11 protein-coding genes are annotated in these 13,406 nt (G+C 36.1%); 8 read left to right on the forward strand and 3 right to left on the reverse strand.

The window, feature by feature from the left end:
• Positions 1–150: 150 nt before the first annotated feature.
• From PHY73_05045 to PHY73_05070, 6 genes are all read left to right on the forward strand, one after another.
• Positions 151–1,449, forward strand: coding sequence for an RsmB/NOP family class I SAM-dependent RNA methyltransferase (locus tag PHY73_05045; GenBank protein ID MDD3375071.1), 1,299 nt, complete (start codon positions 151–153; stop codon positions 1,447–1,449).
• A gap of 56 nt (positions 1,450–1,505) precedes the next feature.
• The gene (locus tag PHY73_05050; protein MDD3375072.1) at positions 1,506–2,279 is read left to right on the forward strand and encodes an RNA methyltransferase; all 774 of its coding nucleotides are present in this window, start codon (positions 1,506–1,508) and stop codon (positions 2,277–2,279) included.
• Positions 2,276–3,925, forward strand: a complete 1,650-nt coding sequence (locus PHY73_05055; protein MDD3375073.1) for an NAD(P)/FAD-dependent oxidoreductase — start codon at positions 2,276–2,278, stop codon at positions 3,923–3,925. Before PHY73_05050 ends, PHY73_05055 begins: the two co-directional genes overlap by 4 nt.
• 103 nt (positions 3,926–4,028) lie before the next feature.
• Entirely contained in the window at positions 4,029–4,592 is a 564-nt protein-coding gene (locus PHY73_05060) for a hypothetical protein (protein MDD3375074.1), read from the forward strand.
• A gap of 25 nt (positions 4,593–4,617) precedes the next feature.
• On the forward strand, positions 4,618–5,007 hold the full coding sequence (locus tag PHY73_05065) for a response regulator (protein MDD3375075.1): 390 nt from the start codon (positions 4,618–4,620) through the stop codon (positions 5,005–5,007).
• Between the two features lie 23 nt (positions 5,008–5,030).
• A complete protein-coding gene (locus PHY73_05070) occupies positions 5,031–7,682 on the forward strand; it encodes a PAS domain S-box protein (protein MDD3375076.1) in 2,652 nt (883 codons plus the stop codon).
• A gap of 9 nt (positions 7,683–7,691) precedes the next feature.
• On the opposite strand, the gene PHY73_05075 is transcribed toward PHY73_05070, so the two are convergent.
• Both PHY73_05075 and PHY73_05080 read right to left on the reverse strand, forming a co-directional pair.
• Positions 7,692–10,244, reverse strand: a complete 2,553-nt coding sequence (locus tag PHY73_05075) for an STT3 domain-containing protein (GenBank protein ID MDD3375077.1) — start codon at positions 10,242–10,244, stop codon at positions 7,692–7,694.
• A gap of 2 nt (positions 10,245–10,246) precedes the next feature.
• Positions 10,247–11,011 (reverse strand): trypsin-like peptidase domain-containing protein, encoded by a 765-nt coding sequence (locus PHY73_05080; GenBank protein MDD3375078.1) that lies wholly within the window; start codon positions 11,009–11,011, stop codon positions 10,247–10,249.
• A gap of 218 nt (positions 11,012–11,229) precedes the next feature.
• Here PHY73_05080 and PHY73_05085 point away from each other — a divergent pair, with 218 nt between their 5' ends.
• Together PHY73_05085 and PHY73_05090 are read left to right on the forward strand one after the other, a co-directional pair.
• Entirely contained in the window at positions 11,230–11,664 is a 435-nt protein-coding gene (locus tag PHY73_05085) for a CBS domain-containing protein (GenBank protein MDD3375079.1), read from the forward strand.
• Between the two features lie 263 nt (positions 11,665–11,927).
• A complete protein-coding gene (locus PHY73_05090) occupies positions 11,928–12,320 on the forward strand; it encodes a DUF134 domain-containing protein (GenBank protein ID MDD3375080.1) in 393 nt (130 codons plus the stop codon).
• Positions 12,321–12,748: 428 nt separating this feature from the next.
• Here the strand turns inward: PHY73_05090 and PHY73_05095 are convergent.
• Positions 12,749–13,406 (reverse strand): hypothetical protein (locus PHY73_05095; GenBank protein ID MDD3375081.1); only part of this gene is annotated, 658 nt, incomplete at its 5' end.

Consider the following 13,406-nt stretch of genomic DNA (forward strand, 5'->3'; position numbering starts at 1 on the left):
GTATTAATAAAACTCCGAAACTCTTTGCGTGCGGAGTAAATTCGCATAAGGTAACTTATGAGCACTTTGTTATATAAGATTGCGTGCTCATTTATGTTAAATTCTAATAACTTTAGAATTTGCTTTTGTGGTGTGGTAAAATGAGTTTCAATGAAATCTCAAGAACACAATCATTCAAAACATAATTATGCTCGAGCATTGAGTTATTCGAATGCTATTTCCGAAATTTTTTATGCGGTGATGCGTAAGAGATATCCTTTGGATCGAGAAATAAAGAATTATTTTAGAAAACATAAAGAGTGTGGATCTAAAGATCGTTTTTTGATTACGGAATCGTTGTTTAGTTTATTTCGCTGGTATGGATGGGTGAAAGGGAAGCTGCCAAATAATCAGCCTGAAAATCCTTTAAAGTCAAAAAAGTTTTGTGTAGGCTTATCAGCGGTTTTATGGTTGGATAATCAGCCGTTTGTTCAATTTATGGAAATATTGTATGATGCCGCGGGAATTGATGCTACGTGGCTTAAAAGTTCACCAGATTTAATTGAGGATAAAATAAAGGGTTTAAGTCATTTTTTTAAGATTAGAAAATGCGATGTTCTTGATTTGGTTCCTGAGTGGTTTAGAAAAGAAATTAAAGACGATGATTTAAGGAGTATGATTGAGCCATTCCAAAAGCGTCCGCCTATTTGGATACGGGTGCAGAATAACGCAGAAGAAATAGTATTCAAAGAATTGAAGAATCTAGGGATTGATTTGGCTCAGCATGAAGGAATTTCAAATGCTTTTAAGTTGTCGACGAGTAAACTTAATCTTAAAGATATTGAATCATATCAAAATGGTTTATTTGAAATTCAAGATTTAGCAAGTCAATGTTTGGGGCTTGCCTGTGGAGTTTCTGCAGATCAATCTTGGTGGGATGTTTGTGCTGGTGCAGGAGGAAAGAGCCTTTTGTTGGCAGATCAAATGAAAGGGCAGGGTAAAATTGTTGCGACAGGTAATCGCGAAGAGATAAAAAAGCGAGCAACGAGAGCTAATTTTAAGAATATTTGTATTACAGATTTAGATAAAATTGTTTTGAGTCAGCATAGTTTTGATGGCGTGCTTGTTGATGCGCCGTGTTCTTGCACAGGGACTTGGCGTCGAAATCCTGATTTACGATGGACTTCTTTACGCAATGTTTGCGAGCAATCGGCTTGTGTTCAGAAGGAAATTTTGGAATTTGCTTTTAAAAAAGTAAAGCCTGGGGGTGTTTTGGTTTATGCGACATGTAGTCTAAGTGTTCAGGAAAATGAAGACATTGTCAGTCATTTCTTAAAGACGTCTCCTGAGTTTGCATTGGAAGATTTTTTTCATCCTCTTACAGGAAAGCCCACAGGCGGCATGATGCACGTTAAGTTTGATTTGGATGACTGTGACGCAACATTTGCCGCACGTTTCCGTAGAAAATAGCAAAAGTCTTCTCCTTGTAGAAGAGAAGCATTTGTGCAATAATTGATGATAAAAATATGATGAATCTTAAAGAAATTACGAGTTTAAAGAATACAAAAATCAAGTGGTTGAAAAAATTGTCGCAAAAGAAGCATCGTCGGCAAAACAATCAATTTATTGTTGAGAACTTGACGATTATTTATGATGCATTAAAAAGCGGCTATGATTTTCAAGATTTGTTTGTAACAAAAGATTTTGTCGATAGACATCAGGAAAAATTTGAATATTTGCAAGAAAAATCGAAAGTGCCAGAGTATTATTTAATTGATGAAGAGTTGAATAAATATTATTCACAGCTAGATACTCCTTCGGGCATTACAGCGGTTTATGAACCTAAGCCGTCTTCTTTGGATCAGGCTAAGTCGGTTGTTTATTTAAATGGCATTAAAGACCCCGGTAACATGGGAACGATTATGCGCAGTGCGTTGGCTTTTGGTGTCTCTAACGTTGTGTTAGATGCGACCTGTGTTGATATTTATAATCCTAAAGTTATCAATGCGGCAAAGGATGCAATTTTTAAATTAAATATTATTGAAGATTCTCTTGGGGTTTGGCTTAAAAAAAACAAGGGTGTTTTGCCCATTTATGTGGCCAATTCTAGCGATGGAATTAGTTTGTCAGAGGTTAAGTCGGGCAAAAGATTTTGTTTGGTTTTGGGATCCGAAAGCCACGGAGTTAGTGAAGAAATCGTACAATTAGCAGATAAGAATATTCGCATAGAGATAACAGGCGACATTGAGTCTTTAAACGTATCTTCAGCAGCTGCAATTTTACTTTATGGATTGAAATGAATAAAAATTTAGAAAATAGTCTTATTAGAATTGATGAGATTCTCCTGGCTCTTGATGAGAAAGAAAGTCTTTTGGGAGATAAAATTTCGAAGATTTTAGGAATCAACGAAAAGGAGATTCTTCGCTATTCTCTTGTCAGACGTGCTGTTGATTCGCGCAAGAAGGAAAATATTTCTTTTGTTTATTCTGTTGATGTAGAGATCAAAAATCCTCAAAATTATTTATCTCGCCAAAAGCGGTTGTCGTCTACATTAAGAAAGAAAGCTCTTCGCCATAAAGTGCGATGGCACAAGCCGTATGATTATAAAATTAAAAAAGTTGCATTAGATGGTTCTTCCCGTCCGATTGTTGTGGGTGCTGGGCCAAGCGGATTGTTTTGTGCTTTAGTTCTTGCTCAGGCAGGTTTGAAGCCTCTGGTTGTTGAGCGTGGGGCAGATGTAGATGTACGCGTTAAAGACGTGAGCACATTTTTTTCGAAAGGAAAACTTGATTTGAATTCTAATGTGCAGTTTGGAGAGGGTGGGGCAGGTACTTTTTCAGATGGTAAATTGTATACGAATATCAAGGATTCGCGGACAAAATATATCTTTGATCATCTGGTTGAGGCAGGTGCTCCAAAACGGATTGCTATAGATGCTCATCCGTATATTGGAACTGATAAGCTATGCATTGTTGTAAAAAATTTGCGTAAGAAGATTATGGAGCTTGGCGGTGAGGTAAAATTTAATACATGTTTCACAGATGTTGAGGTCGATAACAAGAAAGTTGCTGCGATTATTCTTAACAAACAGGAGAAGGTTTTGGTTGATCATCTTGTTGTTGCTATCGGACATTCTGCACGAGATACATATCAAATGCTTTATGAAAAGAATTTAGCAATGAAGGCCAAGTCGTTTTCTGTTGGCTTAAGGATTGAGCATCCTGCTGAATTAATTAATAAATCTCAATACGGGAAGTATTATAATCATCCAAAGCTCCAGACGGCAAGATATAAGCTTGTTGCGCATCTTGAAGGTAAGCGTTCAGTTTATACTTTTTGTATGTGTCCTGGAGGTTCAGTTGTTGCGGCTTCTTCGGAGAAGGGAATGGTTGTTGTTAACGGGATGAGTGCTTATGCGCAGAGTGGAAAGAATTCTAATAGTGCTCTTATGGTTAACGTGACTCCTGAGGATTTTGGCTCAGATCATCCTTTGGCAGGAATTGAGTTTCAGCGTACTTGGGAGCGCGCAGCATTTATCCTTGGAGGAAAAGATTATTGTGCGCCAGCACAGCTTGTTGGTGATTTCTTAAAAGGTTTGCCGTCCGAAGAAATCGGGAGCGTTGACTCAACGTATAAACCTGGAGTTGTGATGACGTCTTTGACAGGGTGTTTGCCGGATTATGTTATTGAAAGCATTAAATTGGCATTACCGATTTTAGACCGAAAAATCAAGGGGTTTGCTCAAGAAGATGCTTTGCTTGTTGGCGTTGAAACGCGAAGTTCCGCTCCAGTAAGATTTATGCGCAATGAAAGTCTACAGTCTAACATTGCAGGAATTTATCCTGCTGGGGAAGGTTCTGGATATGCGGGAGGAATTGTTTCATCTGCTGTTGATGGAATCAAAGCTGCTGAAAGTATTATCGGTAAATTTTGCACTCGAAATTAAATCGCCTGATTTATTTACTTTTAAAGAGAGTTGACAAGCGAACACTCTTTAATTAAGCTATTAATATATTAATTTATTGATTTCTTACTAAGGAGAAATATTTATGTTTTTATTTGGGAAAAAAGACGATGAAGGTATCTCCGGACAGCTTGAGATTGATTTGATCATGTCTGCTCGTAAAGCTATTGAAAGAACAGCAGAAAAAAAGATTAATGTGAAGCTTGTTGACAAACCAAAGATTCTGCAAAAACCTGTTGTTATGTGGCAAAATAAGATGAAAGTTTGTCGTCCGACAGATTGTGTTTATGTTTCTGCCATTGTTATTGAAACAGGTGATCCAAAGAACAAGGGTATCGCAATCTTGTTTATTCCAGAGGAGGTTGCTGAGTTTATTGCAACAGCTTCTGGGGTTCCTTTCTCTGAAGGGTATGATGGTGTTATGCGGGCTTGTGGAGAGTTTTTAAATGATGTTCTAGAACGGTTTAAGGGGTATCTTCAAAAGCTTGGATATCAAGAATTAAATTTCTCGCAACCTCAAAATTTTTCATCGCGTGTTGATCAGCTTTTTGATTACAATAGATTATCAAAATTTGAGATGACTTTTTTTAGAAATAAGTCAAAATTTGTTCAGCTTGAGCTTGGGATCGGATCGCTTAAAAAGAAATAAATAAAGTTTAACTTAAGGAGGATATATGTGGAAAGTTTTAGTTGTTGATGATAATAAAAATAATTGTGATTTGCTTGTCTCAACATTAGATGGTCTTGCGGCATGTGATGTTTGTCAAAATGGCGAAGATGCATTATCTGCCTATAAGAAATCTGTTGATGAAAAAAGCCCTTATCAAGCGATTCTGCTAGATGTTGCTATGCCTGGAATTGATGGTATTGATGTTTTAAAGTCGATTCGAAATAAGGAAGAAGAAAGAGGTGTTTCGGAAGGCAAGGGCGTGCCTATTTTTATGGTTACAGCCCATAAAGAACATTTTATGGATGCATTTAATATTGGCTGCACAGAATATATTTTGAAACCGATTGAGCCGGATAAGGTTATTTTTAAACTTAAAGAGAAGCTCGGCGAATAAAGTATTGTTTGCTTAAACGTTAAATGCGGATACATAAAGATAGCACAGTTAAGAAAGTTTTTGTTACAATTTTAGAAGGCCTATGCGTGATTTTTTGCATGGGCCTTTTTTATTGGACGTCTAAGTTTTTTATTTCCGCTCGTTTTAATGAATTTGTTTCGGACTCTATTTCAATCATTTTTCTTGCCATTTTTGTTTTTGCTTATTTTCGTTACCGCATTTCAAGAAAGAAAAAGAAAGTTTTTGAACTTTCAGATGAACAACAACAGATTTTGCAATCTGTTTTGCCTATAGGTATTTTTACTGTTGATTTAAATAAACGTATTACAAGTTGGAATTCTGCAGCCCAAGAAATTACTGGCTATGCTTCTGAAGATGTTTTTGGTAAAGAATGCAAACTTTTTACACAGCATCCTTGTCGCGAGCATTGTGGATTATATGATGACGCGATCTCAAAACCAATAAAAAATGTCGAGTGCTTGATTGAAACAAAAGATGGGTCTATCCGAACGATCTTAAAGAGAGCTGATTTTATTAAGGATCATCTAGGGCAGGTTGTTGGCGGCGTTGAATGTTTTGAAGATATTACAGATCGTCGGGCTGCTGAAAAGAAATTAAAAGATTCAGAGGAGCGATTTCGTACTGTTTTTGAGAATTCTGCTGTTGCGATTACCGTAACAGATAAAGAGGAAAGAATTGTTTCTTGGAATAGTTATGCAGAAAAAATTTTAGGACGGAATCGCAAGGAGCTACATTTAAAACTTATTAGTTCTCTTTATCCTGAGGCAGAGTGGAAAAGGATTCGTTCTTTAAACATTCGAAAGTCTGGATATCGTGACCATCTTGAAACAGTGATGATTCGAGGAGATGGGAGTTTTGTTGATGTTGATATTTCGATTAGTATATTAAAAGATGCGGATGATAATGTTATTGGATCGATTGGTGTTTTGAGAGATATTACTGATCGAAAGAAAACTGAAAAACAACTGGTTGAGTCTGAAAAAAGATTTCGTACTATTTTTGAGAATTCTGCTGTTGCGATTACATTGACAGATAGAGAGGAAAGGATTGTTTCGTGGAATCATTATGCGGAGGAAATGCTTAAGAAAACTTATGATGATCTACACTTAAAGCCAATTAGTAGCTTGTATGAGCCAGAAGAATGGAAGCGTATTCGTTCTTTAGGGTTAAGAAACAAAGGACCTCAGCATCATTTCGAGAGTAAAATGTTAAAGAAAGATGGAAGCTTAGTTGATGTGGATATTTCAGTTACAATTTTAAAAGAAGACGATGGAAGCATCGCTGGGTCTTTAGGTGTAATTCGTGATATTACAAGTATCAAGAAGGTTGAAAGTGATTTGCGTCTTGCGAATCAAGATTTGCGTGCCAATGAACAAGCGCTCCGAGCTATTTTGGAAGATTTAAATAAAACACATGTGGAATTAAAAGATGCGCAAAAAGAGCTTCTTGAGCGTCAAAAACAGCTTGTGGAGGAGCACAAAAAACAAGTTATGCTAACAGAGCAAGCTGAGGCGTCAACAAAGGCAAAGACCGATTTTTTGTCGAATATGAGCCATGAGGTAAGAACACCCTTAAACTCTATTATCGGGTTTTCTCAACTTCTCCGAAAAAATGTTCAGGATGAAAAACAGAAGAAGTTTGTTGATATCATTGAGTCAAGCAGTCAGCATCTTTTAACACTGATTAACAATATTCTAGATTATGAAAAGTCTATTGCAGGTCAAATTATTTTAGACGATACGCGTATTGATATTCGCTTGCTTTCTCACGATGTATTTCGTGTACTTGGAGGCAGTATTAGTGATCGGCCAATTGAGATTGGTTTTGAAGTTAACGCAGAAGTGCCTAAGGAGGTCTTTGGTGACGAGTTAAAGCTCAAGCAAGTTTTGATGAATTTATTATCAAATGCGCTAAAATTTACGAAACAGGGTTCTGTTCAGCTAAAAGTAAGTGTTGAGGAAATTTGCCAGGAAGAGGGCGCGCATCGGTATTATTTAAGATTTTCAATGGAAGATACGGGTATCGGTATTGCGACTGATATAAAAGATAAAATTTTTGAACAATTTACACAAGCGGATAGTTCGATAACCCGTCATTTTGGTGGCACGGGGTTAGGACTTTCTATTTGCAAATCATATGTTGAACTGATGGGTGGAAAGATTTGGATTGAATCTGAAGAAGGCAAAGGGAGCAAGTTTATTTTTGTGGCACCATTTTATGATCATTCTAAAAGAGAAATTGTTCAGTCTGTGTTTAATGAAGATAGTAAGAATGATTTAAATGGAATGCGTGTTCTTTTAGCAGAGAATCATCGAGTTTATCAAGAAGAATTTAAACGTTTTTTTAATGAGCTTAAATGCCATATGGACATTGTTGTTGATGGCGATGCGCTTATTAATCAAATTCAAAAAGAAATGTATGACATTTGTTTTGTTAATGTGCAGCTGCCAAACTTTAGCGGGGTTGCCGCAGTTAAAAAGATTCGGGAAGAAATTAATGAAACAATTCCAATTATTGCTATTGCAACAGCAACATTCTTTGAAGACAAAGGTCATTGTCGAGAGGTTGGAATGGAAGATTTTGTTTCAACGCCTCTTTCCATTGACGATCTTAAAGAGAAATTGATTGTTTACATAAAAAAGAAACCTGCCTAAAAGATATTTCTAATTTTCTTTGCCGTTTAAATCTTTCATAAAGCTTTCCCAATTAATTTTATAGACACAAATTTCGGTTTTGTTTTCGCGGCTTTGTTCTTTTAGGAATGGAACAAAATATCGAAGGCCTGTCCCGTCAAGGTAGTATAATTTTATGGCTAATGAATGGGCTAAGAATTCATCCATCAAAATGCATTCAAATTTTCCATAGTCGTTTTTGACAAAAATGACACAATAGGAGAGATTTGCGTTAGGAAATTTCTTTTCAACAATCTGATCACCCTTTTTATAAATAATGCTTTTAGGGATTCCTACGCCAAATTCTTTTGATAGGATTTCACAATCCATATTGTCTTGTTTTACGCGGATTCCTTGGCTAAAATAAACATAAGCATCATCTTTTTGGGCTTCTATTAGCGGTTGGCTTATTCGAGGGATGCCTCCTTGAAGAGTCCACATGAAATCGATATATTGTCGCAATCCATTTCCTTTTACTTCTTTAACACGGTTTGGATTTTTATTAATTTCTTCAATTTTTTCAATATCCCAGCGACCAACAAAAGCAACGCCAATAATGCTTTCGATTAAATCATTATAAAGAAATAGGTAGGAGGGATCTGGTGTTGAATGTGTTAGATTAAGAAGTTCTTCAGATTGAGTTGAGTTTAGATTTCTTTTTAAATATTCTTTTGCTTTATCTCGTGGAAGGGTTGTTATTTTATTTAGTATTTTAATGGAATCTGATTTTTTTAAGCCAATAGTTTCGAGATATTCTGTTGCTTGATTTCCGCTTGCATTAAGCATGCGTAAAAGCCCGAGAGCTTTTGTTTCATCTGAGTTTAGAAGAATATTTCCCATCCAATAAGCTTGAGGAACATTGATTGTGGCTCCATCAAAAGTAACACGTCTTTCGGCGACAGATTTAATAAAATGTCCGGGTGACCACCATGTATTAATGATGCTATTTTCTGGAGTTTCGTTTTTTATCTTTGTTAAAGCTCGATCCCATGTTTCATTAAATATAGGACGCAAGCGGGAGGCCCAGTTATCTGCTTTTTTAAGGGAAGGCATAACGATTACGGCTCCTACAATAAGAATAAGCGCTATAAAAATCGAATTCAATATGATTGGATTCGTGCACTTTTTTGCGAGGAATTTTCGCATAACTTTGTATCCGAAATCAAGCGAAACCGCTGAAAGAATGCTTAAAGGGACTAAGAGAAGCAAGACAAAGCGTTCAGCTTTGATCGACATGATGAGGGAAGAAAAGAAAAAAAGTATAAAGAAGACGGTTTTGTGCCATGTTTCAAAATTTTTATTTTTAATGGAGCTAAATCCAAGAAGTAGGATCCCTAGAATTGAGAATATGAAGAATATTGCACCTCCTGAAAGGGATAGGAGTTCGCTGAACGAGGCGCGGTGTAGCTCTCCAACGCTTAGATAAACATCTGGCCAAACACTTAGCTTGCTTGAGAAGAATTCCCCTAAAACTTTAAATCCTTCTTGAAAAAGAAAAAAGAATTCTTTTGGACCAAAGGAGAGAAGAATTCCAAGAAATGTTCCGCCGAAAATAGAAGCAAAGTATATTAATAGATTTTTTGTTCGAGAGGGTTCTGTAAGGAGAAAATGATTTAGGGGCAAAATGATGCATCCTGATAGAAATAAAATACTAAATAGATATACCCATCCTTGCCAGAAGAAGGCATAAAGACTTAAAGCGACAGCACATAAAATCCCAAAAATAATTGAGTTTCGGGTGTTGAGCTTTTTTTTAAGACCCAGTAAGAAAATAAAAGTAATTAAAAGCGGAAATAGGATATTGTAAGGATCGCTATCGTACCAGCCAAAAAAACTTCTTCGTAAGAAAATAGGAGCAAGAAATAAGAGGGTTGCGCTTATAAAGGAAGCCCAGACTTGTAATCTTAGCTTATAGCAGATAAGAAAGAAAACGATACAAGACAGAAGCATTAGAAAAAGAGGTGTAAAGCTTAAGGCAAACATTAGCGAGGCGTCGGGTACAATTTTTGATACTATTTTATAAATACCGTATCCGACAAAAGGATGCAAGCTGATTGCTTCCCAGTATCCGATAGGGCTAAGCATTTTTTCATTGAAATATTTTGCTCCATTTCTTTTGGCCATAATCTTGTTGCCTTTGACAAGTTCTTTGGTAAGACCGTAGAAATAATATGGATCTGAAGCCGTAAGGTACATTTCAGGAGCTTTTTCCCCTGAATTCTTCTCTAAATTTCTTTTATAAAGCTCTTGAGAAAATTGATAAATTGCTTTTCTGGCTTCTTCTGGATTGCCCGCAATTGCTTGAGCAAATTTTTCTTGTGCCATCATTTGTTTTTTCTCTTCTGGCAGACCGGGATACAATTCGTTAATTTTCTTAAGATTAGAAAGTTGCATTTGACTTGTGATAAACATCGCAGCTTTTGCGTCTGTTTCTGATGAGGTTTTAAACATGACTGGGTAGAGTCTAAAATAAAGACCTATGCATGCGACGATGGCAAACGCTAAGAAATACAGAATAATTCTTTTTTTTCTTTGAGTAATCATTTTTAGTTAGCCTCTTTTTTTGATTGTAAATATTTTAGATAAAACTGTAGAATTCTATTTGATGGAATTGAAAAGCTTGATCGATCAGATTGCATTTGTCCTGCCACCATAAGTCCTAGCAGTTGGCCTTTAAGATTAAAGAGAGGACCCCCGCTATCACCATGATAAATATTAAAATTTACATGAAGAAAATCTGGTTCATTTGATTTTTGAGGGTTGCCTTTTTTAGCAAATCCGATAATGCGGCCGGCAGACATTGTTTTTTTAAGAAAAGGAGAGCTGCCAACCGTGATGACTTCATCTCCGATACTGGCAGTACCTGAGTTGGCAAAATCAATGCGAGTCATAGGATAAGGAGGATTAATTTTGATAAAAGCAATGTCTTCTTGATCGATGACTAAAAGAGGGGAGGCTGATATAATTTTTCCATCAAAAAGACGCACAGCGATTTTGCTGGCGCCAGAGACAATGTGGGCATTGGTTGCGATGACGCCGATTGGATCAATAATAACACCAGATCCACTTCTTGTATATTCAGCGGCTTTAATTCCCTTAAGGTGAACAAGCTGTCCTGTTTCTTTGTCTATTGCCATTGATTCAGGACCCTTAAACATCATAGTGTTTTGCGCGGTAATTTCGACAATAGAAGGAAGGGCAAGATGGATTTCTTGAATAACAGATTCTTGCGCAATTGCTTTTATCGGATAAAAGAAAATTCCGATCGTAAAAAATGTAATTAATATGCGTAGGTTTCTTTTGAGTTTCATTTTTTGTTTCCTAATTTTGCTTACCATTCTACCTTTGAATAGAGGTAAATTCAAGGGTGAAACAAGAAATAGAAGATAGATATTCTTTTTGTTCGATGGTATAATATTTTAATATTTAAATTATTTAAGGCAGCGGCGAATTTCTTTATTTTAGTTGTCAATATTATCAAAAATATCAAAATCCGGTTTATTTAGTAGGAGGAGCCAAATCATAGATTATGCATCTTGAAAGAATCTTAATTAAAAATATTATGGTAACAAATGTGATTACAATCGGCATTGATGAGCCGTTTAGTCATGTCTGGGATGTTCTAAAGCCTAGCAAAATTCGCCATCTTCCAGTTGTTGATACTCAGGGGAAATTAAAGGGAATCATCACTTTAAGAGATTTGTACCGCATTGTTTCTCCAAGAAAAGAAGTTGAGGAAGAGGGACTCTTTTACCTAAAAGAAGATCTCGAAAAATTTATTTTAAGTAACGTTATGACTGAGAATGTTTTAACGCTTTCAGCCGATCAAACACTTGGCCAGGCTTTGGATTTAATGGTTAAGAAGAAATTTGGCTGTATTCCAATCGTTGATGAAGAAGGGGTGCTGATAGGCATCCTGACTCAGATCGATGTTCTTCGAGCAATCGCGAAATATTTTATCTAATTTCCTGAAAACTTAAAAATTTATCAAATATCTCGGATAACGCGACTATGTCTTTTTGCGCTTAATGGGCAAGGCATAGTTTGGGGTAGAGGATAAATTAATGACTTTATCATTTACACAGACTAACTTGCATATTATAATGAGCATGTGCTCATAATAAAGGTGATGTTATTCTGAGCATATGCTCATAATAAAGGTGTGTTTAAGTTGTCCAATTTGACGGTTCTTGAGGGATGCTATAATTTCTAAAAAAGGATTTTAAAATGATAAAACGAGGTCGCCCAAAAAAAGTTCGATATATCCAAAGAATGCCTACGGTTACTCTGTTTAGCCCAAGAGGAAAACCTGGCAGACCTGATGAAATAAGTCTTACGATAGATCAATTTGAGGCATTAAAATTAGCTGATTATCAAGGGTTTGATCAATCACAAGGCGCGATTGTCATGAAGGTTTCTAGGCCTAGTTTTGGCCGAATTTTACGAAGTGCTAGAAAAAATGTGGCTAATGCTTTGGTTAACGGAAAGATTATAAAAATAGGCATTGGTGACATGCAAGTTGGAGTTCGCTCTAAAGAATTTATTTCAATGCGTGAGATTGGTGTTTTGAAAGAGCGCCGTGCAAACGATCGCCGCTCAGGTGATCGCAGAGCCGAGTAAACATTATTATGCCCAGTAAAAACATGTTTTTTGTTTCATTTCTTTTTGCATCATCTACTTCCTATAATATATGTTATGTTAACTATATCATATATGAATATGTGTCATAAAGCGTTATTCTGCATGCATTTAATGCATGTTCAGAATTACCTGTTGAAAACCTATTCCAAACTTACCGGGATTATAATCTATTCTTTAAAGTTAACAGATGTTAGGCAGATTTAAACAGATATTATATGCAGGATTGATGTGGCAATCTTTTGTATTGTTTTGATTAATATTTAGACAATTCTTAATTATTAATGTAATTATTTACTATTTCTAAACATCTGCTAGCGCCTCCTCCCTTTTGAGTTTTATCTAGAAAGAAGCCCTTTTATAATCAATAAAAGGGCTTCTTTGGTTTCTAAAAGGTACTTTATTTTTTGCTATTTTATGTTTAAGCTTCCTCCTTTGGACAAAGTAATCATATAGGCTTTACCTTTTTGGAATGTTCCGATGGTGTTAGTCCATTGACCATTTTCTTTTCCTATATACGAACCATTGCTGGAATCATACACAATAGTTAAGGCGTCAGTATCAATTAATCCTTGAACTGTTTCCATTGCTGGTTTATTAGCTAGGAATCCAATATAATGAGTTCCAGAGTTTAGACTAATATTTCCGTTTCCTGGGATTGGATCTCCTGGAACAATCAAGGTTTGAGGAGAATTAACTTTTATTTTAAGGCCATATGATGGATTTAAAGACTGGCTAATGTTATTAATGCCTTGTGATGGCCAATAGGCTTTACCCTTTGAATCATGTGCAAAAACAAGATTTTCCCCAAGATCTGAAAGCAAATCTTCAACTTTCATGCTTGAAGCCTGAACTGTTGGTGCAAAGTAGTTCCATCCGGCTTTGAGCTGAACGACTTGGTCGTTTGGATTTGCAACATTGTTTACTGTAATGATTACCGTATCAGGTTGAGAATTATACTCGCCATCATTAACCACTAAGCTAATAACATAATCTGTAGCGCTATCAACTTCAGGGGCTGTAAATGTTGGATTAACAGCCTGCGGATTCGATAACGTGATTCCTTCA

This window comes from Candidatus Omnitrophota bacterium (assembly GCA_028693815.1).
Taxonomy (GTDB): Bacteria; Omnitrophota; Gorgyraeia; order Zapsychrales; family Aceulaceae; genus Aceula.